This is a genomic window from Mesorhizobium sp. M8A.F.Ca.ET.202.01.1.1, from assembly GCF_004791595.1.
Taxonomy (GTDB): Bacteria; Pseudomonadota; Alphaproteobacteria; order Rhizobiales; family Rhizobiaceae; genus Mesorhizobium.
Map to the genome: position 1 here is coordinate 200390 of NZ_SRUN01000004.1, position 26976 is coordinate 227365.

21 protein-coding genes are annotated in these 26976 nt (G+C 65.3%); 5 read left to right on the forward strand and 16 right to left on the reverse strand.

Going from position 1 to position 26976, the window contains the following annotated elements; genetic code table 11:
• Positions 1-67: 67 nt before the first annotated feature.
• Positions 68-313, reverse strand: coding sequence for an exopolysaccharide production repressor protein (locus EN845_RS11535; RefSeq protein WP_127279487.1), 246 nt, complete (start codon positions 311-313; stop codon positions 68-70).
• A gap of 217 nt (positions 314-530) precedes the next feature.
• Here EN845_RS11535 and EN845_RS11540 point away from each other — a divergent pair, with 217 nt between their 5' ends.
• On the forward strand, positions 531-1271 hold the full coding sequence (locus EN845_RS11540; RefSeq protein ID WP_127279486.1) for a sulfotransferase family protein: 741 nt from the start codon (positions 531-533) through the stop codon (positions 1269-1271).
• 705 nt (positions 1272-1976) lie between these two features.
• Here EN845_RS11540 and EN845_RS11545 read toward each other — a convergent pair.
• Positions 1977-3494: a WD40 repeat domain-containing protein gene (locus tag EN845_RS11545; protein WP_127870244.1), complete on the reverse strand. Its 1518-nt coding sequence runs from the start codon at positions 3492-3494 to the stop codon at positions 1977-1979.
• A 319-nt stretch (positions 3495-3813) separates the two neighbouring features.
• On the opposite strand from EN845_RS11545, the gene EN845_RS35450 reads away from it, so the two are divergent.
• Positions 3814-3915, forward strand: a complete 102-nt coding sequence (locus EN845_RS35450; RefSeq protein WP_189521988.1) for a putative RiPP precursor — start codon at positions 3814-3816, stop codon at positions 3913-3915.
• Here the strand turns inward: EN845_RS35450 and EN845_RS11550 are convergent, their stop codons facing one another.
• The 11 genes from EN845_RS11550 to EN845_RS11605 form a co-directional block, all read right to left on the reverse strand.
• On the reverse strand, positions 3916-5109 hold the full coding sequence (locus EN845_RS11550; RefSeq protein WP_127870243.1) for a hypothetical protein: 1194 nt from the start codon (positions 5107-5109) through the stop codon (positions 3916-3918).
• A gap of 577 nt (positions 5110-5686) precedes the next feature.
• The gene (locus EN845_RS11555; protein WP_127870242.1) at positions 5687-6457 is read right to left on the reverse strand and encodes an exodeoxyribonuclease III; all 771 of its coding nucleotides are present in this window, start codon (positions 6455-6457) and stop codon (positions 5687-5689) included.
• 173 nt (positions 6458-6630) lie between these two features.
• Positions 6631-7284: an alpha/beta family hydrolase gene (locus tag EN845_RS11560; protein WP_127870241.1), complete on the reverse strand. Its 654-nt coding sequence runs from the start codon at positions 7282-7284 to the stop codon at positions 6631-6633.
• Between the two features lie 283 nt (positions 7285-7567).
• Entirely contained in the window at positions 7568-8686 is a 1119-nt protein-coding gene (locus EN845_RS11570; protein WP_127870239.1) for a tetratricopeptide repeat protein, read from the reverse strand.
• The gene (locus EN845_RS11575; protein ID WP_127870238.1) at positions 8683-9591 is read right to left on the reverse strand and encodes a Ku protein; all 909 of its coding nucleotides are present in this window, start codon (positions 9589-9591) and stop codon (positions 8683-8685) included. The genes EN845_RS11570 and EN845_RS11575 overlap by 4 nt, the downstream gene beginning before the upstream one ends.
• 348 nt (positions 9592-9939) lie before the next feature.
• Positions 9940-12438, reverse strand: a complete 2499-nt coding sequence (gene ligD, locus EN845_RS11580; protein WP_127870237.1) for a DNA ligase D — start codon at positions 12436-12438, stop codon at positions 9940-9942.
• A 41-nt stretch (positions 12439-12479) separates the two neighbouring features.
• Positions 12480-12704: a hypothetical protein gene (locus tag EN845_RS11585; RefSeq protein ID WP_127278490.1), complete on the reverse strand. Its 225-nt coding sequence runs from the start codon at positions 12702-12704 to the stop codon at positions 12480-12482.
• A gap of 109 nt (positions 12705-12813) precedes the next feature.
• Positions 12814-14037, reverse strand: coding sequence for a GNAT family N-acetyltransferase (locus tag EN845_RS11590; RefSeq protein ID WP_127870236.1), 1224 nt, complete (start codon positions 14035-14037; stop codon positions 12814-12816).
• Positions 14038-14071: 34 nt separating this feature from the next.
• The gene (locus tag EN845_RS11595) at positions 14072-15292 is read right to left on the reverse strand and encodes a GNAT family N-acetyltransferase (RefSeq protein ID WP_127870235.1); all 1221 of its coding nucleotides are present in this window, start codon (positions 15290-15292) and stop codon (positions 14072-14074) included.
• A 9-nt stretch (positions 15293-15301) separates the two neighbouring features.
• A complete protein-coding gene (locus tag EN845_RS11600; RefSeq protein WP_167531329.1) occupies positions 15302-16603 on the reverse strand; it encodes a hypothetical protein in 1302 nt (433 codons plus the stop codon).
• Positions 16600-17769 (reverse strand): glycosyltransferase family 4 protein, encoded by a 1170-nt coding sequence (locus EN845_RS11605; protein ID WP_127870413.1) that lies wholly within the window; start codon positions 17767-17769, stop codon positions 16600-16602. Before EN845_RS11605 ends, EN845_RS11600 begins: the two co-directional genes overlap by 4 nt.
• Before the next feature lie 431 nt (positions 17770-18200).
• On the opposite strand from EN845_RS11605, the gene EN845_RS11610 reads away from it, so the two are divergent.
• Complete coding sequence (locus EN845_RS11610; protein ID WP_127870234.1) at positions 18201-19370, forward strand: DUF1972 domain-containing protein; 1170 nt, start codon at positions 18201-18203, stop codon at positions 19368-19370.
• Positions 19367-20638 (forward strand): cellulase family glycosylhydrolase, encoded by a 1272-nt coding sequence (locus EN845_RS11615; RefSeq protein ID WP_127870233.1) that lies wholly within the window; start codon positions 19367-19369, stop codon positions 20636-20638. Before EN845_RS11610 ends, EN845_RS11615 begins: the two co-directional genes overlap by 4 nt.
• A 229-nt stretch (positions 20639-20867) precedes the next feature.
• Here the strand turns inward: EN845_RS11615 and EN845_RS35455 are convergent, their stop codons facing one another.
• The 3 genes from EN845_RS35455 to EN845_RS11635 all read right to left on the reverse strand — a co-directional run bounded on the left by EN845_RS35455 (position 20868) and on the right by EN845_RS11635 (position 25089).
• Positions 20868-21245 (reverse strand): hypothetical protein, encoded by a 378-nt coding sequence (locus EN845_RS35455; RefSeq protein ID WP_167531330.1) that lies wholly within the window; start codon positions 21243-21245, stop codon positions 20868-20870.
• A gap of 396 nt (positions 21246-21641) precedes the next feature.
• Complete coding sequence (locus tag EN845_RS11630; RefSeq protein WP_127870232.1) at positions 21642-23003, reverse strand: VpsF family polysaccharide biosynthesis protein; 1362 nt, start codon at positions 23001-23003, stop codon at positions 21642-21644.
• Position 23004: 1 nt separating this feature from the next.
• On the reverse strand, positions 23005-25089 hold the full coding sequence (locus EN845_RS11635; protein ID WP_167531346.1) for a Wzz/FepE/Etk N-terminal domain-containing protein: 2085 nt from the start codon (positions 25087-25089) through the stop codon (positions 23005-23007).
• A gap of 333 nt (positions 25090-25422) precedes the next feature.
• On the opposite strand from EN845_RS11635, the gene EN845_RS11640 reads away from it, so the two are divergent.
• On the forward strand, positions 25423-26946 hold the full coding sequence (locus EN845_RS11640) for a formyl transferase (RefSeq protein WP_127870230.1): 1524 nt from the start codon (positions 25423-25425) through the stop codon (positions 26944-26946).
• The last annotated feature ends 30 nt before the right edge of the window (positions 26947-26976 follow it).

The following is a 26976-nucleotide window of genomic DNA, read 5'->3' on the forward strand; positions in this document are numbered from 1 at the left end:
CAGATACCCTCCTGGCCAAGGAATGCGCTGCGGGGAGCGTCGTCCTGGGCGGAGCCAGGCCTCTTCGTTAGAACCGAACGCCGTCCCGATGTAGCGGCGGCACCTGGCTGACTCCATCCTGGCTTGTCACGGCGTCCTGTGCGCGCCTGTAGACAAGCCCCAGGACGAGCACGAAGTAGCCGACCTGCAGGACAACCAGAACCATCACTGTCCAGGCAAGCGCCTCCCAGAAGGAGCCGGTAGCCATATAGGTCCAGACCGCGACAAGCGTCGTGGTCGCCGACATGCCGACGAGAAATGGCCCAAAATACATCGCCCTTCAAGATCGCCGAACCGTCCCAGACCCGGCGACTCCCTGCCCAAACTCCGCACCCGCGCACAGGCTTTCATTATTTTAGCAACTACGCAAGTACGGGGTGTCCGGCTGGTCATCCACCTAGAAATTTGTTGCGCGCCGGTGCTGGCAGGAGCAGTTTGATGCTCACGGACCGGGGTAATCGGGAAAAAGAAGTCCGGTGGGGGATGGGGGAATGACACTCAAATTGATCGGGGCCGGTTTCGGCCGCACCGGCACATGGTCGACCTTTGCCGCGCTGAACAAGCTTGGCCTGCCCTGCTACCACATGCAGGAAGTGATCATGAACAAGGCCAACACCGGCCATCTCGATTTCTGGCGCAAGGTGGCCAACAGCCCGCCCGGTTCGCAGCAGGATTGGGACAAGGTGTTCGCCAACTACACCGCCACGGTCGACAATCCCGGCTGCTGCGTGTGGCGCGAACTGATGGTGGCCTACCCCGACGCCAAGGTGCTGCTGACATTGCACCCACGCGGCGCCGAGGCATGGTACGAAAGCACGATCGACACGATCTACTTCACCGAGAACCTGTGGCAGTTCAAGATCCTGGAATGGCTCACCCCGTTCGGCCGCAAGTTCGGCGACATGTCGCGCAAGCTGATCTGGGGCCGCACGCTGGCCGGCGTCATGGGCGACCGCGACAAGGCGGTGGCCCGCTACAACGCCTATGTCGACGAGGTTAAGGCGGCCGTGCCGCCGGAAAAGCTGCTGGTGTTCAAGGTCAGCGAAGGCTGGGGCCCGCTCTGCCATTTCCTCGACGTGGCGCAGCCGAACGAGCCCTTCCCCAACCTGAACGACCGCGAAACGATCAAGAAGATAATTCGCGACATCATCAAGGGCTCCTACATCATGCTGGGACTGACGGTAGCCGCCATCACGGCGGTGATCGCGGCATTGTGGTGGTGGCTGGGGTAACGGCAAGCCCAGGCGCGCCTGCCTGCATCGAGCAGGTCGAGTTTTTCGCTGCCGAAACAAACGACCTCAACGACCGCCGGCTTTCGGTCCGGCACTGATTGCCAACGGCTCTCGCGGCAATTTTGCGCTTGCCTTTCCTGGCGGGCGGTCGCCGGTCGATGGCTGTCGGAACAGGCTTTTGCCCCTTCTCGAGCTGACGTCGAGACAGGATCATTATATATCAATTGGATAAAACAGCGGAACGTCCAATGGACATTGCCGGAACCGAACAAGGCCCCCCGGACCTTTGCGCGTACCACCCAAGACCTTGGTCCTACAAGGAAGACCGCACGGTTCGATTCACGGCGCGGTAACACGCCGTGGCCGTCACTTCAGAGGCGTCAGCACCTTGCTCCGGCGATAAACCGTCCGCTCTCGGCTTGCCGGGCCAATGCTGCAAAGGCGAAGAGGTTGTTCTCTCGTCGACGCCCGTCGGGTGGTTGGCCGACCATGCCCGGTCAGGATGCCGGACCTTGCAACCTTTGCCTATTCCGCTTTCGCGGAAGTTTCAGCCGTCATGCAATGTGCGATGATGTTATTGCGGCGGTACGAGCCGCCCTGGCTGGCGCGGGCGCCGAGCACACCCCAACAATGCGCCCCCCCGTCCGTGTCGGCCAGGCGCTCGGCGCATTCAGCATTCCGATTGCGTGGGCGCAACATCTCCACTCACTCCGGCGCACCCGCAAACAGCACGACGCCGTCGCCCCCGGTGGCCGGCCAATCCCTGATTGTGCGGTCGTAGCCGCCGGTCAGCACCGTGCCGTCGGCGGCGAAGGCCACCGCGTAGATCGGCCCGGTCTGGCTGTCGAACATGGCGATCTGGTTGCCGCTCTCGATGTCCCACAGCCTTGCGGTGCCGTCGAGCGAGCCCGACAGCAGGCGGTTGCCGTCCGCTGACAACGCCAGTGCGTAGACCGTACCCTCGTGGCCCTCGAAGCGCTTCACCTCGCGGCCGCTGTCGAGATCCCAGACCTTGATCGTCAGGTCGCCGCTGCCGGTGATCAGGTGATGCCCGTCGGCTGTGAACACGGCGCCATAAGTGCCTTGCTCATGGCCGTGCCAGCTGCGCAGCTGCTTGCCGCTTTCGATGTCCCAGAGTTTCAGCGTCCCGTCGATGCTGCCCGACAGGGCCTGCCTGCCATCGGGCGAGACTACGACCGCGCTGATCGACCAGTCATGGCCGGTCAGCACATGTTGCACCGACCCGTTGACGAGGTCCCAGATGATGACGTTGCCGGTGTCGTGCCCGCTGACGGCGTGCTTGCCGTCCGGGCTGATCGCCAGCTTGTTGACGCCGCCGTTCTGGCCGGATTGGAAGACGTGCAGCACCGCGCCGTCGGCGAGTTTTCGCTGCACGATCTCGCCGTCGTCGCCGGCCGTCAGGGCGCTGATGCCGTCGGGCATGTAGAGCGCGGTGCGCGCCATGTCCTTGTGCACGCCGAGATTGCGGATCAGGTGCTTGCCGCCGATATCCCAGAGCTTGATCGTGCGGTCGGTGCTGGCGCTCATGATCGAACGCCCGTCCGGCGCTACGGCCAGCCAGACGACGGCATCACGATGGCCTTCGGGCAGTGTGGGCAGCGGCGGTGGCGCCGGCGGCGGCGGCGCCACCGTGGCCGGCGGAATGAGCGCGACCTCAGGCGGCGCCGGCACGACCGGCGCCGGCGAAACAGGCGGCACGACCACGGGCGGAGCTGGTTGCACCGATACGGTTGGTGGGTTTGCCGCGGCCGGGGGGGCTGGCGGCGGGGCCGGCGCTGGCGGCTCGGGCTTTGGCGCGGGAACCACGGGCGGCGCGCTGGCGACGTCCTGGCCACCCTCATGCGGCCGCCACGAGCCGAACTTGTCGCCGAGCAGCGCCAGCACGACAACCACCGGCAGCACCAGGAAGGCCCGGCGCAGGCCCGGACGGCCCGCCGGCTCCACCTCGGCATCCCTGCCGAACAGCGGCACTCCGGCCGCATGCACGGGCCGGCCGGGCAACTGGCCCGCCAGAAACAGCAGCGCACCGATGAAACAGGCAAGTGCGGCCACCGAATAGGCCGCCAGACGCGGCGCGGCCGCGTCCAACCCGGCAAAGCCGTGCCCGGCAAGGGTATCGATCAGCGGATAGACCCCGGCCAGACAGGCAACTGCGACCACGGCCAGGACGAGCCCCAGCACCCTGTCAGCCAACCTGTTCATCGCGCTTCCCCTCGCCGGCCCTTGGACCAGACTATCAGCGTCATGGGCACATCGCAAAATGCCGCCCGTGCTCGCTGAAGACGGACGCAGACACTGCGGCATGAAGAATATCCGCGGCGGCCCTGCTCGAGAAAATCAGCTTGAGGTCGATCGCGCCGCCGCAGCCACGGTCTCCGGTTCGATCAAACGACGCCGATAAAGGCTAGTGTCCAATTTACCACGGTCGCCGCCAATATGGACTAAGCTATCCCCGGCGAAATATTGACAGCAGGCCGGGTTATGACACACTCCGCCCGGGATATAGTGGAGAGCTTGCATCATGAAGAAGATTTATGAACGGCCCATTCTGATCCGGAAGGGCAATCTGAAATCGATCACAGCCTCGGTCAACGGCCCGATCGTGATCTCCATCACGAAGTAATCAGCCGGCCAGCACGAGGTCGTCCACCACCATTTGCCAGGAGTGTTTTGCCGAAAGGCGGACACGGGTGACTTCCCCGAGCATCGGCGCGTAGTGGAGCGGTGTCAGCGCCGACAGCACCACTTCATCGCTGGCGACCAACTGCTCTCCCAGCCAGCTTTCGATCAGCGCCGTTTCCCCTTCCGCCTTCAGCCATGCAACGCTGAGCAGCACGGAGTGGAAGGCGAATGGCGTCTCACGGCTGAACTCGGCCGGATAGCCGCTGCTGGTATAGGCCACGTGGTCGCCAGAGACATTTCCGTTGACATAGCCCTCGCTATCCTTGGTGTGATCCTTCGCCATGGCGTTCAGGTTGCGCCACTCCAGCCCCGCATGGCCGCACGGGATCTTGCGGAAGCCGCGCTGGGTGACGTCATCGAAGCCGATCGTGCGCAACGCTGCCCCGTCGGCCAGGGCTCGGGGCGAAAGCAGGCCGAGATCGGCCGGATAAGGTGACAGCGCCAGCCGGCGGTCGAGCCCGCCGCCGCTGATCACCACGGTGTCGGCTTCTTCGGCAAGCTCGAAGCGGAAGGCCGAGGCCGGGGCCAGCGTCCGGCACTCCAGCACCTGCCCGTTCGCCATCACCGACAGCGTCGCGCTGCCGCCCGCCGCCATCCTGCCGGCCAGGCTGCGCACCGGCGCCAGCCCGACCGGCCGTGGCAGGTCCCGCGACACCAGCCCGGTGGGCGAGCCGGGCGCCAAATGGAACTCCATCGACTGCGTCTCGTTGGCGCTGGGCGAGCGCCAGCCCGGCGGCAGCGAAACCGAGAACCGGTAGGCGCCGGGCAAGCGGAGTGCAGCCTTCACCGCCGACGTCGACATGGTGAAATTGGCATAACCGGCATTGTTGGTCCTCGATGACGCGACGAAGCCGCCTTGTCCGTCGAACAGCCGCACCATGATGCCGGCCATCGGCCGGTCGGCCACGCCGTAGCGGCCGTCGCGGTCGACATCGAAATAGACGAAGGACGAGTAGTTGACCGTCCCGGTGCTGCGGCTCCAGTCGGTGCGAATGGCGTAGTCGTTGGCAGGATCGACCCGGCGCAGCGCGCGGCGGCGGACACGCGCTTTGCGCAACAGCCGGATGACGGCGACGGCGGCGGCAATGATCGCGAGCGCTGCGAGAAGGATTCCGATGAGGCCGAGGTCACTCATGGCGGACAGGCTTCGATGATGGCCGCTCGCCGTCTTCACGAATGCAATGCATCAGCCGGCCCCCTCGCTGCGCTGCCAGCTTAGCGCGAGAAATGACCTGCGGAAAAGGGCTGCGTGTGGCCTTCAGGTGACGACAAGATGCGGGCGCGGTGTCCGCTGGGCTAGGGAAGATGGGCACCTCGCCGAAGAGCCTGGCGCACCGGTGCGCGTCGCGGATGGCTAACCGGTTACGACCGGCAGCAAGATGTAGGTGCCATAGAGACAGAGCGATAGTATCAAGCCGGCCGCAACTACTCCTGCGTAGGCGGCACCCCTATTCTCATTCAGGCGTTGTGCCTTGGTTGGCCAGAGACCGTAGACCAGGGAACAGGCAAATAGCGTCAAGACCACGGAGCCGCCGAACATAAAGAACTCAAAAGCGCGAAAATTATAGTGCCTGAGAATCGTACCCCCTAAGCCAATGGGCAGTGCAATCAACACTCCCGTGAAATGATGCCACAAGGCGGATTTCGCCATCGTATATGATTTTTGCCGTTGCTATTGGCGATTCCTAACCTCCAAAAGCTTAAAGTTTCTGCTACCCCAATTCCACCCAGACCGGCGCATGGTCGCTGGCGCCGTCCTGCCCGCGCACGTCGCGGTCTATCCCCGCCCCCTTCAGCCGGCGCACGAGCGTCTTCGACAACAGGATATGATCGAGCCGCAACCCCGCGTCGCGCGGCCAGCGGTTCCGGCGGTAGTCCCAGAAGGTGTAGAGCGTCTCCTTCGGATATTTCTTGCGCAACGCATCGGTCCAGCCTTGGTCGAGCAGCGCGGCGAAGGCGGCGCGGCTTTCCGGCTGGACCAGCGCGTTGTCGTCATAGGAGCGTGTGGCGTAGATATCGCGCGGCTCGGGCACGATGTTGTAGTCGCCGGCCAGCACCACAGGCAGGCCGGTGTCGAAGAGTTGTGCCGCATGCGCCTCCAGCCGCGCGTGCCAGGCGAGCTTGTACTGAAATTTCGGCCCCGGCTGCGGATTGCCGTTCGGCGCATAGAGACAGGCGATGACAATGCCGTTGACCGCCGCCTCGATGTAGCGGCTCTGGCGGTCGGCATCGTCGCCCGGCAAGGCGTCGCGGGTCAGCACGGGTTCGGCACCGCGCGCCAGGATCGCAACGCCGTTCCAGGTCGGCTCGCCCTTCCACACCGCGCCGTAGCCGGCATTGGCGAGGCTTGTCAGCGGAAACTGCGTGTCGCGCGCCTTCAATTCCTGCAGGCACACGACATCGGGCCTTGCGCTGGCGAGCCACGCCAGGAGGTTGTCCAGCCGGCTGTTGATGTTGTTGATGTTGAACGAGGCGATCTTCATTGGTGCACGCCGCTGGCGCCCCGCACTTCGTCATCCTCGGGCTTGACCCGAGGATCCATGCCGTGACGTCTGGCGTAGAATGCGACGGGCCGGAGTTCTGCTCCGTGGCGGCTCTCGAAAGTCACGGCATGGATCCTAGGGTCTGCACGCGTCGCTTCGCTCCTTGCTTCGCCCTAGGATGACGAAACCGAGGGCTGCGCCACCCACGCCTTCACCCTCTCGGCAAGCGTCTTCAGATGATCCGCCGTCGAAAATCCCGACACGCTTTTGCGCGGCTTGAGATCATGGTCGCCATCCTCCAGCCAGATCACCTCGATGGCATCGGAAAGGCCATAACCGGCCACCTCGTCCCGGGTGCCGAATTCGTCGCGCGTGCCTTGAAAAATCAGCGTCGGCGTCTTCAGCCCGGCGAGATGTTTTGTCCGCAATTGCTCGGGCTTGCCGGGCGGATGGAAGGGATAGCCGAGGCAGACCAGTCCCGATATCTCGCCCTTGGAAAACATCTCGTCGGCGACCATCGAGGCGACGCGGCCGCCCATCGACTTGCCGCCGATGATGAGTTTGCCCGTCACGCTCTTCGCCCGGAGGTCAGCAATCGCCTTGATGTATTCCGGGTTCACCGTCTCGGCGCGCGGCGGCGGCTTGCGCTGGCCGTAGCGGCGCGCCGCCATGTAGTGGAACTCGAAGCGCGCCACCTGGAAGCCGGCCGTGGCAAAAGCCTTGGCGGTAGCGGTCATCGAGGGAGAGTCCATGGAAGCGCCCGCGCCATGCGCGAGCAGGATGGTGACGGGGGCGGTGTCGTGGCCATCGAAGAGGAAGGTTGTCATTATGCTCCTCGCGCGGCGCTAACGCTGCCGATCTCCCCCCTCGTGGGGGTTGAGGAATGGCCCGCAAAGCGGATGAAAGCCAATTGCTTGGCTTTCAAATGACGAACGCCCGGCAGGGCAGAGGGGGGCGCGAAGGAATGCCAGCCTTCGGTCAAATCTCTCTGGAATGCGACGGTCTGAAATGAGTGGATCCGGCGGCGGGACAGCGCCCCCCTCTGTCCTGCCGGACATCTCCCCCACAAGGGGGGAGATCGGCTATCATCGCGGCTTTCGCCAACCATCGTCACCCCGCCGACTGCGCCAGTTGCATATCCACGAATTGCACGCCCCTGGCCGCCACCCCTGCCCATTCGGACTGGCTGTCCAGCTCCAGATAGCGCACCCAGAGCCGCCGCGCTTCGGGCAGATTGCCGGCATCGAATTCCAGCCGCGCCAAATTGAACACCGGGTCGGCATAAGTCCTGTCGAGCGCGATCGCCTTCTGCAGGTGCCGTCGCGCCGAGGCGTCGCGGCCCTGTTCGCTCATCAGGCCGGCGAGGTTGAACCAGGCTTCGACGAAGGCCGGGTCGAGTTTTATCGCCCTGGCATAATCGTGCGCGGCTTCAGCCGCGCGCCCGGACCCGCGCAAACAATTGGCGCGGTTGAAGGCGGCGATGGCGTCGGTTGGATCGATGGCAAGGCAGCGCTGGTAAAGTGCGGCGGCGCCATCGTGGTCGCCGCCCTCCTCCGCCGCTTCCGCCTCAGTGAACAGGTCTTCCAGCGTGTCGTCGCCTTGTGTGGCGGCACCCAGATCGAACAGCAACTGCCCGTCGAGCTCGCTCTGGCCGCCTTCGAGATAGATCGCGTCCGCGCGCCCATGCTGCGAGCCGACATTGAGCGACTTGGCGGTGAGCGAGGCGACCGGGCCGGAGCGGTGCACCGAGCGCGTGATCGCGCCCCATGTCGCGCCGCCGGCGATCAGCCCGGCATATTTGCGCGCCAGGATCAGGTCGCGGAACGAATAGGGCTCGCCATCATGCTCGAAGGCATCGAACAGGCTGAGCCGGTCGAGATCGGCGCCGGACAGCCTGGACTGGTCGATCAGCGATTGGCGCGACAGCGAAGACGCCTCGGGCGCCTTCATCAGCCCGAGCAGCCGCAGGAAACCGTTCTCGCTGAGAAGCATGCGCCCGGCCGCGCGCTCGGCGACGACGCGGCGCTCAACCTCGGCATCGCCGTTTTTCGTCAGCCCTGCCTTGGCCAACAAGGTCCGGCCGAACACGACATGCGTGGTACGCCGGGTGACGCCGCGCCTGAGTTGGCCGTGCTGGCGCTCCACCTCGCGCGCGGCGAGCCGGAGCGGAAACGCCGCCAGCGCGCCGATCGTACCGAAGACAGCGCCCGCAACCGCCGGTGCCGTCATTTCTTGCTCTTGCCGACCGCCTTGAGCAGGTTGGCCTTGAGCGGATTTTCAGGAGCAGCACCGCCCGCGGCCGCCTTCTTGGCGGCGGGCTTGGCCACTTCGTCGGCCTTGCTCTTCGACTTGGCCGGCGGCTTCGACTGCGACAGGCTGGCCTTCAGCGCATCCATCAGGTTGATGACATTGCCGCGTTCCGGTGCCGCTGCGATGATCGGCTTGTGGCCCTTCAGCTTCTCGCGGATCATCGTCATGAGCGCGACCTCGTAGCGGTCCTCGTAATTCTTCGGATCGAAGGTGGTTTCCTTCTGCTTGATCAGCGCTTCGGCAAGCTGCAGCATTTCCGGATCAGGCTTGCCGGCCGGAATGTTGCCGAAATATTCAGCCGTGCCACGCACTTCGTTCGGGTTCCTCAACGTGCACACGAACATGCCGTTCTCGCGCGCGCCGATCGTCACCACGCGCTCGCGGCTGGACAGCACCAGCCGGGCGATGGCGAGCTTGCCGGATTTGCGCATGGCCTCGCGCAGCACAGCGAAGGTTTCCTCCGCCATGGCCCCGTCCGGCGCCATGTAATAGGGCGCGTCCTGGTAGATGACGTCGACCTCGTCCTCGTCGACGAAGGCCTCGATGTTCATCGTATGGTTGGATTCGATGCGCACCGCGTCGAGGTCGGCATCATCGATGATGATGTACTGCTTGTCCTCGTACTCATAGCCCTTGACCAGATCCGCGCGCTCGACGAGTCCCAGCTCGGGATCGACCGGCTTCATGTTGATGCGGTTGTGGGTCTTCTTGTGCAGTTGGTTGAACGAGATGCGTTCGCTGGCGCTGGTGGCGGGGTATAGCCGCACCGGACAGCTGACGAGACTGAGCTTGAGGTAACCTTTCCAACTTGCCCTGGGCGCCATGATGAACTCCTACGCGGCCATGCGCTGACATTTTAGCTTGAGCATGATCTTATCCGAAAACCGGTTCCCACTTTTCGGGATCATGCTCTCTGCAGCGCTTTTCGTCCGAAGGACGAACAAGGCTGCGCAAATCCTACACCGACCCTGCATGATACCGCAAAATCCCTGACGAAATCTTCCGACGGGTTTTGGGTCACGGGAAGAGAATAATTCAAATTGTCGGAAGCGTCGATGGAGATGGAACTGAGAGGACTTGGTGCTTCGTCATCCTAGGGCGGAGCAGTCGCGAAGCGACGTCGCGAAGACCCTAGGATGACGAAGTGTAGGGATTGCGCCGACGCTTCCGGCTTACACATGGCCAAACACCGGCAAATCCCTGGCAAACTCATCGATCTCCGCCCACGGATCGCCCGATGTCTCCAGCAACCCCGGCAGCGAGGCATAATTCAAATCCTGCGGCGCATCGATCGCCTCCAGGTCGCTCCAGCTCACCGGCGTCGAGGCCGGCAGGTTGGTGCGCGCCCGCAGCGAGTATGGCGCCGCCGAGGTGTGGCCACGCGCGTTCCGGTGATAGTCGATGAAGATGCGCCGCTTGCGGTTTTCCTTGCCCATGGTGGTGGTGAAGGTGTCGGGCGCGGTCGCCGCCAGATGCGTTGATATGGCGCTGGTTGCCTGGTGCAGCTTCTTCCAGTTCTGCTTGCCCGTCACCGGAACCGTGATGTGGATGCCGCTGCCGCCGGAGGTCTTGGCAAAGGGCACCAGCCCCAGCCCCTCCAGCTCGCCCTTGATGTGGACGGCGGCCTCCACCACCTCGCGCCAGGAAATCCCCTCGCCCGGGTCGAGGTCGAAGACGATCTGGTCGGGCTTGTCGAGGCTGGTGCGGTGCGTGCCCCAGGTGTGGAATTCGACGACGCCGAACTGTGCCAGCGCCAGATAGCCCTTGGCGCCCTCGACCGAGAGATAGGACTTGGTCTCTCCCTCGGAATTGGTCGCCTGGAACGTCACCACCGAAGGCGGCATGCCGGTGAAGGCGTGGCGCTGGAAGAAGCAGTCCTTGGGCAGGCCGGTCGGGCAGCGCACCAGCGACACCGGGCGGCCAAGGATGTGCGGCAGCATGAAATCGCCGACCAGCGCGTAATAGACGGCGATGTCGAGCTTGGTCGGGCCGGTCTTGCCGAACAGACGCCGCGTCGGATTGGTCACCCAGATGGTCGCCAGATCGGCCTCCGAGATCAGGCGCTTGCGCTTGGTCGACACCGGCGTCGACAGGCCGACATCCCTGAGGCCGCGAAACACGCCATGGCGCAGCGCATTGTCCGCCGTGCGGTTGGCATAGTGGACGCGCGCCGAGAACAACGGTTTCACCCAGTGCATCTCGCGCATGATTTCGCGCGGCACCCCTTCGGGCACCGAGGCGCCTGATGTCAGCGGCTCCAGCCGCGCCAGGAGATCGGCGGCCGTCTCGCGGTCGAAGCCGGTGCCGACCTTGCCGCGATAGTGCAGTTCGCCATCCTCCCATTCGGCCATGCCAAGGGCTGCCAGCCCTTCCGCCGCGTCGGAGACGGTGTAGCCGGCAATGACGAAGTCTTCGCTCTTCAGCGCCTTGGTCTTGGTCCAGCTCTTGGTGCGCCCGCTCTGGTAGATGGCGGTCGCCCGTTTTGAGACGACGCCTTCCAGCCCCATATCCGAAGCTTGATCAAAAAGCCCCTGCCCCGAACCCTCGACATGGTCGGAAAACTGGATGGCGGAATTGGCGCCGAGCCCGCCAAGCAGTTCGGCCAGCAGCGCCTTGCGCCGGATGAGCGGCACTTTCATCAGGTCCCAGCCGTCGAGATGCAGCAGATCGAAGGCATAGAAATGCAGCTTGCTGCCGGCGCCACTTGCCAGCGCGTCCTGCAGCAGCGCGAAGCGGGAAATGCCCTTGGCGTCGAGCACGACGATCTCGCCGTCGATGATCGCCTCGCGGGACGGCAGCTTGGCGAACGCACCGGCCAGGTCGCCATAGCGCTTCGTCCAGTCGATGCCGCCACGGGTGATCAACCGCACCTCCCCATTGGCGACATGCGCCATGGTGCGGTAGCCGTCGAATTTGATCTCGTGCAGCCACAGCTCGTTCGTGTTCTCGGCAGGGCTTTCGCCGCCCGGCGGCTTCGGCACCTGGGTCGCCAGTTGCGGCTCGATACGGCTGAGCGCCGGCGCCTTGGCCGCGCCGGGCAGCTCGCCCGGCTTCAGCGAACCAGGCTTTGGCGCGGACTTCGCGACCGGCTTCGGCGGTGCCACCAGCTCCTCGATGCGCAATCCGGATTTGACGCTGTCCGGCCGCGCTTCGAGAATGTCCAACGCCGTGTCGGCGGCGAGGTCGCGCTCCTTGAACAAGAGCCAGTTCTTCTTGTTCTCGTCCTCGCCGGGCTTGGGCTTCAGCCGGGTCAGCATCCAGCCGCCATTGAGCTTTTCGCCGGCCAGCCGGAACTTGAAGGCGCCGGTGCGCAGGCTTTTGTCGACATCGTCCATCGGCGCCCAGCTGCCGGTATCCCAGACGATCATCGGCCCGCCGCCATATTCGCCCTCGGGGATGACGCCCTCGAAATCGATATATTCGAGCGGATGGTCCTCGGTCTCCACCGCCAGTCTTTTGTCGGCCGGGTTGAGCGAAGGCCCGCGCGGCACCGCCCAGCTTTTCAGGACATCGCCGACCTGGAGGCGCAGATCGTAATGATCCGCCGTGGCGTGGTGCTTGTGGACGACGAAGCGATTGCCGTCGCCGACGATCAGGCCGCCGGCGGGTTCCGGCGTCTTGGAGAATTCGCGCTTGGCGCGGTAGGTCTTGAGCTTGGGAGGGCTGGCCATCGGTCAGAGATCGAAGCGCGTGGCAACAGCAAACAAGCGTCTCAATCGTCAATCGCCGGCGTCAGCTCAAGCTCGGCCGGCGACAGCCCCTGCTGCAACTGGCTCAAGCGGAATTCGTCGACCCAATAGGCCTCGCCGTCGACCAGCACGCGCGCACTGTAGGTGCCGCCCGAGAAACTCTGCGCAGTGATGTAGACCTTGTGGCGGTCGAGCGCCTTGCGCACCGCGGCGCGCTTGGAGTTCTGGCTGTTCACGGCAGTGGACATGCGCTTCGCCCTCGGTCGCCTGACACGGAACTCGGCCGCTCTTGGCCGCCCGGCGACTGGCCCCAAGGATGGCGGAGACGCGCGGCCCTGTCAATTTCGCGGGCGCCCTTCAGGTCTTCAACCGCCGCAAACGGCGCATCACGCCCTGCACGGCCTTGTAAAGCCGCGGCTTGGAGCGCACGAAAAGCTCGGTCTTGCCGCGCAGCCTGATATAGGCGGTCGAACCCCTGCCCTTCAGCGTCATCGGCTCGCACAATTCGGCCAGCACCGAGCTCGCCGCGCCGATATGCTGCTTGTATCCCTGGCTGCCGACCGAAAGGTCGAAATAGCCGAGCCCTTGCCCCCGCCCCCATATCATCAGCTTGCCGATCGTGGTCAGGCCCGGCGAGACGTTGGGCACCGCCTCCTGGTCGATCCCGAGCAGCAGGGCGTGCAAGGTGCCCTTCATGACCAGCACGTAGATCACGGCGAGATAGGCTTGACCGACGCGCAGCCCGAACAGCCGCACCGAGCCGTCGGAAAGCCCCTGCAGGGCGGCATTGCGGTAGAACTCGACGATCGGCGCCTGGGTCAGGAGATCAAAGCGGCCGAGCTCGCGAAAGCGGTTGAGCCTGAGGTCCAGCAGCGTTCCGAACTGCTCCTCGATCATGTCAGGCGTCTCGGCTTCGACCAGTGCGAGGCCGCCGAGCTGTTCGAAGCGGCGGCAGTGCTTGTAGAAATGCTTGGTGAAGGACTTTTTGCAGATACGCTTGATCAGCGTTTCCGGCTCGCCATCCATGACCAGGCCCGAGGCGATCTGGATGGAGTCGCGCGCCGCCGAAAGCAGCGCCAGCGGGTTGGCGACGCCGTGGATCTGTCGCGGGATTCCCGCCACGTGGATGCGGTCGGCCGGCGGCAGCACGACGCGGACCGCGGCCCAGGCGGCGTCGGCGCTTTGCGTGGTCCAAAGCCTGGCATCGGCCAGCAGCGGCGCCGAATAATCGCACACGCCGCAGCTCAGCCATTCGATCACATGGTGGCCGAGCGCCCGGCGCCGCATCAGCGGCAGCAGCATGACAGGCGCGCCCGTGGCGGCGTCGTTGAGTTCGACGACGAGCAGATCAGCACTTTTGGGCATCAGCCGGCTGGCGATCCCTTCCACCCAGGCAAGGCCCTGGTGGCCGGTGCACAGGCCGGTTTCCTCGAGGCGCTGCCAGAGCTGCCTTATGGTGTCGAAGCTGGTGTGCAGCCGCGCCGTATAGTGGGCGCCGACGTCAATGCCGGCTCTGATCGGAGAAACTGGTTGTACCGGTGCATCCGCCGCCGCGGCCGGCTGCACTGCCAGGCTTGCCACATGCTTCTCCTATCCGTTCTGGTGCGCCCCGGCATCAACCACGCAAGCGCCGCAAACCCCGCATCGTTCCCTGGACCGCTTTGAGCAGCCTTGGGTTGGAGCGCACGAACGCCTCGGCCCGCCTGCGGAACTCGATGGCGGCATTGGCCACACTGCCCCGCATCGTGAACCCATGGCGGAGTTCGACCAATACCGAACCCTTGGCGCCCATATGTTCCTTGTAGCTCTGGTTGCCGACGGAGAGGTCGAAATACCCAAAGCCCTGTTCGCGCGCCCAGCCGATCAACCTGCCCATGATTGCAAGCCCCGGCGAGACATTGGGCACGACGCCCTGGTCCATTGCTATCAGCAGAGCATGAACAGTCCCTTGATGAACCAGGAGATATTGAACCGCGATCAGAGCCTCGCCGACGAGCAGCCCGAAAAGCCGCACGGAACCGTCCAACAGGCCCTGAACGGCCGCGTTCCGGTAGAAATCGACGATCTTCTCCTGCGTCAGCAAATCGAAGCGGCCAAGCTCGCGAAAGCGGTCGAGCCGCATCCGCACCAGTTCACCGAAGATGCGCTCGAGCTCGGCCGGCGCGCCGGCCTCGACCAGCTCCACCCCGCCAAGCCGTTCGAGGCGACGCCAGTCCTTGCCGAATTCCTTGACGAAGGACGGCCTGCAAAGACGCTTGAGGACTGTTTGCGGGTCGCCGTCGATGGCGAGGCCGAACGTGGTCTGCATGGAATCGCGCGTGGCTGGCAGCAAGGCCAGCGGATTGGCGACGCCGTGGATCTGTCGCGGAATTCCCACGATGTGGACACGGTCCGACGGCGGCAGCGCCGAGCGCACCGCCGCCCACGCGGCCTGCGCGGATTGCCTGCTCCACGGGCTGGCATCGGCCAGCAGCGGCGCCGCATAGTCGCAGACGCCACAGCTCAACCATTCCACCACCCAATGGTGGAACGCCCTGCGCCGCATCAGCGGCACAAGCATTCTGGGTTCGCCCGTCGCGGCGTCGCCCACCTCGACGATGAGGAGTTCAGCGCTTTCCGGCAGCAGCCGCGCGACGATCCCTTCGGCCCAGGCGAAATTCTGGTGGCCGGTGCACACACCCTGCGCCTGCAGGCGCAGCCAGAGCGGCCTGACCGTCTCGAGGCTGGTGTGCAGTTTCGCCGTATAGGCGTCGTTGGCGGCGATGGCGGCGGGGTGCGGAACCTGCCCGCCGGGCAGGTCGGTCACCGCGGCAACTTGCAATGCCTGGCCTGACACGTCCCTCTCCTACCGTCTTACCGCGGCGAACGAAACCGCCCGCCGCCACGAACCCAGCCGGCTGTCGCGCTGCTGGTCCGGATGTTCGATGTTCCACATGCGGTGATGCACGAAATACCACGATGCCACGAGCACGAAGATCTCGGAGAGCGCGGAACCAGCCAGCGACCAGGGCGGAGACGCGACCGCCAGCAGGATCGCGATCAACGCCAGCCCGACGATGGCCCCGCCCAGGGTGATGAACGCGACGATGCGGAAGTCGCCCATGATCTCCAGCACGATGCGGGGCATGATGTAGAGCATGATGGGGATGAAATTCGCGATCACGAAAAGCCCGATGAACTCCACCGACGCATTCTGGAGAGCCTGCGATTTTATCATCGGCAGGACGAACAGGATGGCGCATCCATAGGCCACCGCGCCGAGCCCCATGACGAGGGCCCACAGCTTTGCCTGCGCCCAGACACGGCGCGTCTCGTTGTTGCGCATCAGCTTGGCGAGTTCCGGCTGCGTCATGTTCACGAAGGCAAGGCTGCTGATGCGCAGCGGCGCGAACAGCACGATCACCGCCGCCAGCGGCGCGTAGGCGGCGGGCCCAGCAATGCCGGCGACCAGCAGCGCCAGGCATTGGCCCTGGATGTTGGTGGTGGTGGCGCTGAATGCCGACCAGCAGAGCTGGGCCCAGAGCCTTGCATAGCGCCGCCGCGTCGGCATGCGGAAGCTGATGCGCATCGTGCGGCGCGCCAGCCGGACCAGGACGAAGATGCCGAACAGATTGGCCGCCGCGAGCGCGTAGAACACGGTCTGCAGCATGTCCCCGGCCATCGAGATCGCCAGGCCGGCCATGACGGTGCCGGCGATGGTGAAGGCGGCATCGCTGATGGAGACGATCACCTGCTGGCGGCGCGCGAAGAAGGCCGTGCGCATGTGGCTGCGCAGCGACCATGCACCGACGAAGCAGCCGGCGGCAATTCCGCTGGGATCGCCCAAAAGACGCATCACCACCGCCGTGCCGACGGCCATCAGCAGCGCGACGACCAGCGCCGCCGTCCCGAAGGCCACGTCATAGGCGTTGACGCCGGCGCTGTTGGTGCTCTTGCCCATCCAGATCGAGGCAGGAACGGCGGTGAGCGACCTGATGTAGGACAGGCCGACGCCGCCCATCACCATGCCGATGGCGAACAGACCGTAGCCTTGCGCCGACAGCATGTGCAGCAGCGCGATGTTGAGGGCGAAGTGGAAGCCGCTCTGCATCGCCTCGCCGCCGATCATCAGCACGAGGCGCCGCACCAGATGGCCAGGCAGTTTCAAGGCCGTGTCTCCGCCTGGCGCGCGGTTGCCGTCCGGCTCGGCTTGGCGATGGCTGCCTTCAGCTTGTCCGTGGCTATGGTCGCGATCGCCGCCGCGGCGACCGGCTCACTGAAGACCGCCTCGTAGCGCGCGCGCCCGGCGGCGACAAAGGAGCGCCAGGCCTCGGGCCGCAGGATGATTTCCTCGAGTTTGCCCGCGAGCGCGCCTGCATCGCCGGGCGGAACATGCCAGCCGGTTTCGCCGTCGGCGACCACCTCGACCAGCCCGCCGATCGCCGACACCAGCGGCGGCCGGCCATAGGCCATCGCTTCGATGGCGACGCGGCCGAGCGATTCGGGACGCCGCGACGGCACTGTGACGATATCGGCCCAGCGATAATGCTCGGACGGGTCGGGAATGAAGGGCAGCACGCTGACGCGTCCGCTGAGCCCCATGCCGTCGACCAGTTCGGCCAGCGCGCGCTCGCGCTCGACGCTTTCGAAGGCGCCGCCGACCAGCCGCACCTCGACCCTCGACCTGAGGTCCGCCGGCAGCGAGGCGATCGCCTCCAGAAGCACTTCCTGGCCCTTGATCCTGTTGATGCGGCCAAGCAGCAGCACCTTGAGCGGACGCTTGCCGTCATAGGTCATCGCTTCGGCCGCCGGCGGGCCGGCAACGCCGTTATAGACCACATGGGAGCGCGCGGATCGGGGCTCGCCGAACGCGGCGCGGGTGGCGCGCGAGTTGAAGATGAGATCGGCATGACTCCAGTGCATCAGGCCGACAAGGATCCTGCGCATGGCGCCTTCGGGAATTTCATGGATATGCAGCACGGCCTTATCAGGCAGGAGGCGCGCGGCCAGCGCATAGTCGGCCACGATCGAGGTGTTGACATAGGTGAGGTCGCAATCCCTGAGCCGCCGCCAGGCCCTCAGCACCGCGACCGGCAGCCGCGCCATCTCGATGGTGGCAAGGCGCGCAATGGCCTGGCGCCTCAGCACCCAGAGCGGCTCGAAGACGATCCGGGTCGCATGCGGTTCGAGGATCTGCACGATCGGTCCGCCGCGCGGCAGGACCACTTCGATGTCGGCTGACGGAAACGCGGCGCGCAGCGCGGCCACGCTCTCCGCGAAGCTGCGGTCGGAGCCATAGAGTTCATAGCCCTGATGGATGCAGGCAATCCGCATCTTCACATGCATCTTTCTGTCAGGGGTGGTGTACGATTCCGCCGCCTGACGGCATCAGCGACAGGAAACTTCAAGTCCAACACCCCTTTGGACTCCACTGGTTGCCATGAAACGGATGAGATCCGGATCACCACTCCAATGCTGCACGCCCTCCGCCGATTCTGGCGCGCAGAAGTCCACGAGCAAGGATCGTGCCGGGCCTGGTTTGACCGTCTTCCGGCCGCCAGGTCCCGGCAATGCCTCGTTTCGATACATACGCATGGAAGGTTGACCGATAGTGAAACAGCGCCGGCGGCCGGAAGAAATATTTTACAACCCCGGTGCGATAATGAGCGAACCCCGACTCTGGTATGGATATCGCCAGGCAGCGGTTTCGGGATTGGAACAGCCTCGCATTGCGGAATCGAGCGGATTTGAAAGCGCCAGCAGCCATGAGACCGGAAACGCCCACCATCCTCATCCTTGGGACGCGCGGCATTCCCGCGGCCCATGGCGGCTTTGAGACCTTCGCCGAGAAGCTGGCGCTGTTTCTTGCCGGGCGCGGCTGGAAGGTCGGCGTCTACTGCCAGGAGGAGGTCGAGCGGGTCGACCGGAGGGTGCGCGTCGACGCCTGGAAAGGCATCGATCTGATCCATGTCCAGGTCGCCTCGAAAGGCCCGCGCGCGACGCTGGAGTTCGACTGGCAATGCGTGCTCGACGCCGCCCGCCGGCCCGGCGTCTGCCTGGTGCTCGGCTATAATGGCGCTGTCTTCCTGACCTGGCTGAGGCTGATGCGGCGCAAGATCATCACCAACATGGACGGCATCGAGTGGCGCCGGCCCAAATGGGGTGTGGCGGCACGCACATGGTTCTGGCTCAACGAGTGGATCGGCGCCTGGGCCTCGCACCGTCTCGTCGCCGACCATCCGGTGATCGCGGATCACCTGGCAACGCGCCGGCCGCGCAACGCCATAGCCACCATCACCTATGGCGCCGACCCGGTGACAGCGGCGCCGGAGGCGCCGGTGCGCGCGCTCGGCCTCGAGCCCGGCAAATACCTTATCTCGATCGCGCGCATCGAGCCCGACAACAACATCCTGCCCATCGTCGAGGCGTTCTGCAGCCAGAAGCGCGACATGAAGCTGGTGGTTCTGGGCACGCTCTCCCCTGAAATTCCCTATCATGTCGCCGTCCGCAACGCAGCCAACGCCTCGGTCGTGCTGCCCGGCGCCATTTACGACCAGGCGGCGGTGAAGGCGCTGCGTTTTCACGCGCGCGCCTATCTGCATGGCCACACCGTCGGCGGCACCAACCCGTCGCTGGTCGAGGCGCTGGCCGCCGGCAACATGGTGATCGCCCACGACAACCCCTACAACAGATGGACCGCGGGCGCGGCCGCCATCTATTTCACCGATGCGCGCAGCTGCGCCGAGCGGATGCGGCAGGCGATGGAGGATGACGCCCTGGTCAGGACCTGCGGCGCGGCCGCCAGGGCCCGCGCCAACGAAGCCTTCCGCTGGGACGATGTCCTGCTTGCCTATGAAACCGAAGCCTACCGGCTTCTGGGCGTGACCGCCGCCGGCGCCGTGCCGGTCGATCGCCCCTCGCCCGGCGCCGTATGACGGGTTGGTCGCGACGGCGGCTGCTGAGGACCGCGCTGTCGACGGCGCTGGTGCCCGCCACGGCGGCGCTTTCTTCCGCACCACCCGCTTTGGCCGCCAGTGGCGAATGGCGCTTTCGCCGCGGCGTCAATGCCTGGCCCTGGTTCGCGCTGACGCGCGAGTTTCCCGCGCCGCGCACCGACTATGCCTGGCCGCCCTTCCAGTCGCAGCGGCCGGTGCCGACACCCGACGACCTTCGCCGGCTGCGCCGGACCGGGCTCGATTTCATCCGCCTGCCGGTCGATCCCGGCCCCTTCCTCGCCGCCGACGCCGCCACGCGCGCGAAATTGCTGGCGATGCTGGACGATGCGGTCGAGGCCGCCCTCGATGCCGACCTCGGCATCATCGTCAACGTGCAGGCCAGCGGCGCCACCCATTACTGGAACCCCGACCGCATGGTCTCCAGCACCGCCGCGCCCGAATTCGAAGCCTACCGCGTGCTGGTCGGCACGCTTGCCGGCAGGCTGCAGCGCTTCGCACAGGGCATGGTGGCGCTGGAACCGGTCAACGAGCCGCCGCAATCCTGCTCTTCCAATGTCTGGTCGAACGTCCAGGCGGCCCTTTTGACGGCCGCCAGGGCATCGTCGTCGGCCTTGCCGCTGGTCGTCACCGGGGGCTGCGGCTCGATGGTGAGCGGGCTCGCCGCGCTCGACCCGGAACCGCTGGCGGCCTTCGAGCCGATCCTGTTCACCTTCCACTTCTACGAACCCTATCTGTTCAGCCACCAGGGCGCGCCCTGGATGCGCGAGCCCGTCTACCGTGCGCTGAACAACGTGCCATGGCCGGCCTCCGCCGGTTCGCTCAAGCAGACGCTGGCCTCCGTCAGGGCGCGCATGGCGCAGGACATCGAGACCTCCGAACCGGACAAGCAGGCCGCCTATGCCGAAACCGAGCGCGTGCTCAAGGTTTATTTCGACGCCAGGCCCGACCGCTGGCTCATCGACAAATATATCGGCCAGGCGCGCGACTGGGCCGACAGCCACGGCATCGCGCCTGGCCGCGTCATCATGGGCGAATTCGGCGCGCTGCGCACCGACGCCCGCTACGTCGCCGCCCCCAACCCCGACCGTGCCCGCTACATCGCCGATGTCAGGCAGAGCGCCGAGGCATCAGGCTTCCCATGGGCCTTCTGGGACCTCTTCGACGGCATGGGCATGATGGACGACACGACGCGCGCGCTCGACCCGGCGATGGTGGATGCGCTGGGGTTGAGGATGGCGAAGCAATAACGCCAATCGTCCAGATCTTCGTCATCCTAGGGCGGAGCAAGGAGCGAAGCGACGCGGCGCAGACCCCTGGAGCTGCTTCGCAGCCCAAGGGATCCATGCCGGGATCTTGAAGCCCCGCAGCGGTGCAGAATGCTCACCATCCCGTGCCGCGAAAAAGTTCGAACCACTCCGACTTGGTCTTTTCGGTCAGGTCGATCGTCCATTGGCGCACCCAGCGTTTGGTGCCCATCTACCGATAGAGGTTCGGGTGCCTGGCCTTCTCGGTTTGACAATTTCCCGCCCTCTGAACCGCCATCGCGTAGGCTCTTTCATAGACGTGGATGGCCCTCTGGAACTTGCCCGGATTGGGCGTCAGATGTTTATCGATCCCATCGTACAAAAGGACTGGAACAGTTATGATCGCTTTTCCATCCTCGTTCGGCCTCAACCGACATCTTTGGATTACGCCGTTCAGATCGCCCGCCATTGTTGCGACCTTCTTCAAATAGGCATCGTCCTTCCCAGCCAAGAAATTGATGTTGTTCTGCTCTCCTTGCCCTGCTGAGGCAGCCGATATCGCAAGGTAGATTCCTGCGGTCAATGCCGCACAAACAAAGCCTAGTTTCATTCTTCCCTCCAAAGTTGAAATAAGAAACCACATTTGCGAAGCACTGAATAGCAGGCGCGCAGTGGCGAAACTTCATCTTCACATGGGTGGTGGACAAAGTCGCGAACGTGCCGGCTCGGCGCTCGCAGATAGAAGATTTTTTCACAACCACAGGAGCAATGGATATCCACGCGCTATGGAACTATCTCCCCAAACGACGACGGTCCGGAGGTCGTCTCGAATATCGCCAAGATCGAGGGCGCTGCGCCGTAGGTGAGTTTCGGCAGGTTGAGTAGGTCGCCGACAGCGTGCCGATCGGCACAATTCGCGGCGCCCCCCCGACCGCCGCATTCTACGGCCAAAGTCACGGCATGGATCCTAGGGTCTGCGCCGCGTCGCTTCGCTCCTTGCTTCGCCCTAGGATGACGAAACCAGGGGTTGCCTCTGGGGTCGGTGCGCCCCTCGCCCCGCCACCCGCACCGGCCGGTACAGCACCAGCGCGATCACCACGAACTTGGTCATCAGCGTCGTCTTGGACGCCAGGCTTTCGGAGGTGTTGAGCAGGATCAGCCAGCCCAGCATCGTCAGCCAGATGCCGGGATGGCAGCGGCGCGCCACTTCGTGCATGAACAGTACGAAGCCCAGAAACAACAGCAAGGTGAAGAAGGCGCCCTGATAGAGCACCAGGCGGATGATCGGGTTCTCGATGCCCTGTTCGAGGCCGTTGATGCGGCGCAGGCTTTCGATGAGATCGATATCGGGTCCCACGATCAGGTCGCGCAGTTCGAAATGCTTGAACAGCTCGAACATTTCGACGCGGGCATTGGCGCTGCCGCTGTCCGAAACGAAGCGTTCCAGCAGCGCGTCGAAGAAGCCGTAGGAGAACAGCATGGCGAGCACGACCGGCAGCAGCGAGCAGAGCACGACCGCAAGTGCGGCACCCGGCAGGCTGATGCGTCCTCGCCGCAGATAGGCGACGCCGCTGAAAAGCAGGTAGATGCCGCCGAGCGCGATCGTCGTCACCATCGCCGAGCGCCCGCCGAACACGACCAGCGCCGCGCATTGCAGGCCGACCAGCCCGAGCCGCAGCGGCATGGACAGCGATCGCGAACCCGAAAGCAGCGCCAGCACGTAGATCGCGGTGATGGTCGCGTTGGACAGCGGATGGCCCTGAAGCGCCGTCGAGCGCAGGTCGTTCATGAACACCTCGCCGTCGAGCCGGTAGGGAAAGACCAGCGTCTTGGTGGCGAACTCGAACAGCGCCAGCAGCGCGTTCGCGGTCATGACCGCGTGAACGACGGTCCGCATCCGGGCGAACGTCCTTTCGTCGTCCTCGGCCAGCATCATCACCAGCAGCGCCGGCGCCACGAAAGTGTCGATCATGCCGGCCATGCCGGGGCGCTGCCTGACGATGACGACGACCAGCAGCATGATCGACATGACGGCCAGCAGCGCGCTCGCCGGCCGCCTGTCGGCTATGGCCAGCGTGTAGCCGACCGGGTTGCCGAAGGTGCAGGCGCGCCAGGCAAACATCAGCACGAGCAGATAGGTCGAGGGATGGATCTTGGTCGCCGGATTGCCGGTCAGGCCGTCGTAATTGTAGTCCACCAGCCACAGCATGCCGCCCGAGATGCTGAACAGCAACGCGACAACCGCGACTAGGCCGTAGCCGGTCACCCAGTCGAGGGAATTGCCGGCACGGGGCGCGGCCGCAACTTGACCCTGGCCGGGCCAGCCGGCTGGGGTGGCGGACCGGGCGGCACCCCGGATGGCAGCCATGTCAGGCCGCCTCGTCGACCAGCAAGGCGCCGGTCGGCAACCGCCCCATGACGGAAATGGCCTGCGAAGCCGCCGTGACATCGCGCATCGGCGTCGCGTTGAGCGTGGCGACAAGCACGATCTCGTCGACCATGGCAACCAGCGGCGAGGCATTGAGATTGTCGGCCAGCGCGCCTCCGTCGACGATGACGAGTTCGAAATTGCGGCTCGCCTGGGCCAGCATGTGCTGCGTGAAATAGACGCCCTGCGCCTCGGAGAAGGCAGCCTTTGGCCGGCCCTTGCCCAGAACCGCGACGTTGCTGCCGGGCGCGTATTGGCTCAGCGCCTCGAAGGCATATTCGCCGCGCAGCACGTCGAGCAGGCCTGGCTGCGGCTCCTTTTGGCCGCCGCCGGCATTGTTGGTGTCGATGAACAGGACGCGGCTGCCCCTGGCGGCCGCCGCGTTGGCCAGCAGGCGCGCCACCCGGCCCCGCTGCGCGGCGTCCTCAGGCGCCGACGTCAGCAGGACGGACGGCACCAGCGGCCAGTCCGGCGGGCGCCGGCTGGAAGAGAACAGGCGTCTCAGCGCCAGCCCGGCGACGGCATCCATCTTCTGTCCGGCCGGCGTGGCGGCGCCGCCGAAAGGCCACCAGCCGCGGCGCGCCGATCTTGCCGGCAGCACGCCCACCACGGGCGCGTCGATGGCCGATTGCATCTGCGCGCTGGAAAGCACCGTCGGCGATGAATATTCCGCGATCAGCGCCAGGCCGATGCCCAGCCCCAGACCGCCGAAGAACGCGCCGAATACCAGCAGCAACAGCGGCGGCCAGCTCTTCTTCAGCGCCGGCATGGCGTCGGAAATGATGCGCGCATTGGTGCTGTCGACATTGACCTGCTCGCGCGTTTCCTGCGCCCGTTGCAGATAGGTTGCGTAGACGGAGCGCACCGCCTCGAGATCGCGCTGCAATTCGCGCAGCTTGACCGAGGCCTGGTCGGTATCGAGCGACTTGCTCTTCATGCCCGCGACCTTGGCCTCCAGCGCCTGCTGGTTGGCCAGCGCCCGCTCATAGTCGGTTTCGGCGGCGGCGACGATGCGGCCGAGTTCGCGCGCGATGAGCTGGCGCGTGTCGCGTAGCTGCTGCTGGGCCGCCATCATCGAGGGATGGCGCGGCCCGAGTTCCGTGCCGAGCTGCGAAACCTGGTCGACAAGCGTCGCCTCCTGCGCCCGCAGGCTCGAAATCACCGCCGAGCGCATCGCCTCCGAGGTCGCGTCCGGTGCGCCGCCGGACCGGCGCAACTGGTCGACCTGCGCCTTCAGCGTCGCGGTGCGGCTTTGCGCCGCCGCGAGCTGCGTGTTGATCTCGGTCAGTTCCTGGTCGCTGACCAGATTGCCCGCGGCCATCACCATGTTGTTGGCGGACTTGTAGGCCTCGACCGCATTCTCGGCCCGCTGGACGCGCTTGCGCTGCTCTTCCAGCCGCGCGGTGATGGAGTCGGAAGCATCCGTGGCCATCTTGGCGCGCGCGCTCGCCTGGTCGGCCAGGTACGCCTGCGCGATGGCATTGGCGAGCTTCGCCGCCTTGTCGGCGCTCTTGGCGGTGACGATGACGTCGAGGACCAGCACCTTGTCGGCCCGCTTGACCGCCAGCCGGCGGCGCAGCGCATCGAGCGTCTTGCCCGTCTTGTCGGTCTCGGCCGACCCCGAACCCAGCACGCCGCCGAGCAAATGGCTCAACAATCCGCCCTGCCCGTTGAATTCGGGATCCTCGGTCAGGTTGGTTGCCGCGATCGCCCTGAGCAGCACGCCGCTCGACTGGACGACGGCAACCTGGCTTTCCACCATGGTGATGCCGCCATCGGGCGGAACCCGGCTCGGATTGACGTCGTTGGTGACCACCTGCAGGTCTTGCGGATCGACGATGATTTCCGCCACCGAGCTGTAGAGCGCCGGCGTGAACAGTCCGTAGAGCAGCGCCCCAAGGGTCAGCAGCGCGGCGGTGGCGAGGATCAGGAAGCGGCGGCGCACCAATATGCGCTTCAGGTCACCCAGCTCGACGCTCGAGGATGGATAGGACGCGGCCGGTGGTGGCTCCGGCGCATATTGCATCACCTCCGGAGCGTGTTGTTGCGGCAACGAGAGCAGGGATGATTGCAAAGGTCGCTCCGACAACACTCCGTGTGCCCCAAAAGATTAAATTGCGGCTTCAGCCTAGCTATTACTCCAACTGTTAAAACACTGTTAATTATGTTGGGAGCTCTTCTGATTTCTGGCACGGAGTTTGCGTAGCAAAGACACGGGCCGTGTTGACAGGGCGCAAGCGAGCGGGAAACGAATGGAAATGGAGCGCCACCTGTCTCCAGTCCGACCGTTGCCCATCTCTCGTGCCCGAAAATCGAACACCGGCCAGTTTACCGACCATCAGAACTCTAGGGGTGCGACATGCAGGTGAGCCTGCGCCTGGACAGCGACTGCCTCCGTGCTTTTCACCTGCTGCTGCTGCAGCGCCTGGCGGCGCTCGCCAATGTCGAGGTCAGCGTCGACGCACGCCCGCGCGGAAGCGGCGTCCCAGGCAGCATAGCCGCGCTGTTCCAGCTCGAAACGGTCATCCATGGCTTGCCCGCCGACGGGTTGGCCAAGCGCCTGCCGCTGTCGGCGCTGGCACCATACCGCACCCAGCCTCGCGCCGCGCCGGACCTCGTGCTCGACCTGTGCGGCGACACGCGGCAGGAGGCAACGCGCGTCTGGCGTGTGACCTATGACGGCGTCGCCGGCGAAGCCGCCCTTTTGGCGTCGATCCTCAATGGCCGGACGCCGCTGGCCCGCATCGAGGAGAACGGCGCCGTCGTCGCCGAAGGGCGGCTCGGAACCGAATATGGCGGCATCGCGCTTGCCACCTTCCAGGACATGCTGGCGCGCACCGCGAGCCTGATCCTGGCGGCGGTGACGGGGGCTGCACGCGGCGCCCTGCCCGTCCTGCCCGAGCCGGCGGACGACAGGCCCGCGCCGTCGCTGCCCTCGGCCGGCAAGCTCGGCGTCAGGGCGGGCAAGGCGCTGGCGCGGCGCATCGTCCAGAAGATCTACCATCTCTGCTACAACGCCCCGCACTGGAAGGTCGGCTGGCGCGAGACGGACGGACGGGACCTGTTCGATCTGCGCGCCCATCCGGCATCGGGCTGGCAAGAGCTGCCCGACGACGGCAGCCGCTTCTACGCCGATCCGTTCCCGATCCTTTACCAGGGACAGGTAACCCTGTTCGTCGAGGATTATATCCACCGTCTGGGCCGCGCCATCATCTCGGCGGTGCCGTTCGGCCCGTCGGGGCCGATCGGCCGCCCGGAGCCGGTGCTCGACCTGCCCTACCACCTGTCCTACCCCTTCGTCTTCGAGCGTGACGGCGAGGTCTGGATGGTGCCCGAAAGCTGCGCCAACCGCACGGTCGATCTCTACCGCGCCACCGCCTTCCCCGGTGGATGGGTGAAGGAGGCGACCCTGCTGTCCGATATCGTCGCCAGCGACGCCACCCTGGTCGAGCATGGCGGCATGTGGTGGCTGTTCGCCACCGTCCGGGACGGTGAAGGCACCGCGAGGGACGGTGGCGGCGCGTTCTCCGATGAACTGCATCTGTGGTCGGCGCCGGACTTTCGCGGTCCCTGGACGCCGCATCCCAAAAATCCGGTGCTGATCGACATCGCCTCGGCGCGGCCGGCCGGACGCATGGTGGAACGCGATGGCCAGTTGCTGCGCCCGGTGCAGGACTGCCGCAGGAGCTACGGCGGCGCCCTTGGCATCGCACGCGTCACTCACCTTGATTTGAACGGCATGGACCAGCTTGTCGAGACCATCTTAACTCCTGGCGCGCTATGGAGTGGACGCAAGCTGCACACGCTCAACGAGGCGGGCGGCCTGGAATTCATCGATGGCTCGGCGATCGCGCCGCGCTGGAAACAGAAGAGGCGGCCGTAGTTAACCTAAACGTTTGTTGCTACCAGCCAC

What these genes read in the sequence shown, in the direction of transcription:
- EN845_RS11535 (WP_127279487.1), bottom strand. Translation starts at nt 313, where the DNA reads ATGTATTTTGGGCCATTTCTCGTCGGCATGTCGGCGACCACGACGCTT.
- EN845_RS11540 (WP_127279486.1), top strand. Translation starts at nt 531, where the DNA reads ATGACACTCAAATTGATCGGGGCCGGTTTCGGCCGCACCGGCACATGG.
- EN845_RS11545 (WP_127870244.1), bottom strand. Translation starts at nt 3,494, where the DNA reads ATGAACAGGTTGGCTGACAGGGTGCTGGGGCTCGTCCTGGCCGTGGTC.
- EN845_RS35450 (WP_189521988.1), top strand. Translation starts at nt 3,814, where the DNA reads ATGAAGAAGATTTATGAACGGCCCATTCTGATCCGGAAGGGCAATCTG.
- EN845_RS11550 (WP_127870243.1), bottom strand. Translation starts at nt 5,109, where the DNA reads ATGAGTGACCTCGGCCTCATCGGAATCCTTCTCGCAGCGCTCGCGATC.
- EN845_RS11555 (WP_127870242.1), bottom strand. Translation starts at nt 6,457, where the DNA reads ATGAAGATCGCCTCGTTCAACATCAACAACATCAACAGCCGGCTGGAC.
- EN845_RS11560 (WP_127870241.1), bottom strand. Translation starts at nt 7,284, where the DNA reads ATGACAACCTTCCTCTTCGATGGCCACGACACCGCCCCCGTCACCATC.
- EN845_RS11570 (WP_127870239.1), bottom strand. Translation starts at nt 8,686, where the DNA reads ATGACGGCACCGGCGGTTGCGGGCGCTGTCTTCGGTACGATCGGCGCG.
- EN845_RS11575 (WP_127870238.1), bottom strand. Translation starts at nt 9,591, where the DNA reads ATGGCGCCCAGGGCAAGTTGGAAAGGTTACCTCAAGCTCAGTCTCGTC.
- ligD (WP_127870237.1), bottom strand. Translation starts at nt 12,438, where the DNA reads ATGGCCAGCCCTCCCAAGCTCAAGACCTACCGCGCCAAGCGCGAATTC.
- EN845_RS11585 (WP_127278490.1), bottom strand. Translation starts at nt 12,704, where the DNA reads ATGTCCACTGCCGTGAACAGCCAGAACTCCAAGCGCGCCGCGGTGCGC.
- EN845_RS11605 (WP_127870413.1), bottom strand. Translation starts at nt 17,769, where the DNA reads ATGCGGATTGCCTGCATCCATCAGGGCTATGAACTCTATGGCTCCGAC.
- EN845_RS11610 (WP_127870234.1), top strand. Translation starts at nt 18,201, where the DNA reads ATGAGACCGGAAACGCCCACCATCCTCATCCTTGGGACGCGCGGCATT.
- EN845_RS11615 (WP_127870233.1), top strand. Translation starts at nt 19,367, where the DNA reads ATGACGGGTTGGTCGCGACGGCGGCTGCTGAGGACCGCGCTGTCGACG.
- EN845_RS35455 (WP_167531330.1), bottom strand. Translation starts at nt 21,245, where the DNA reads ATGAAACTAGGCTTTGTTTGTGCGGCATTGACCGCAGGAATCTACCTT.
- EN845_RS11630 (WP_127870232.1), bottom strand. Translation starts at nt 23,003, where the DNA reads ATGGCTGCCATCCGGGGTGCCGCCCGGTCCGCCACCCCAGCCGGCTGG.
- EN845_RS11635 (WP_167531346.1), bottom strand. Translation starts at nt 25,089, where the DNA reads ATGCAATATGCGCCGGAGCCACCACCGGCCGCGTCCTATCCATCCTCG.
- EN845_RS11640 (WP_127870230.1), top strand. Translation starts at nt 25,423, where the DNA reads ATGCAGGTGAGCCTGCGCCTGGACAGCGACTGCCTCCGTGCTTTTCAC.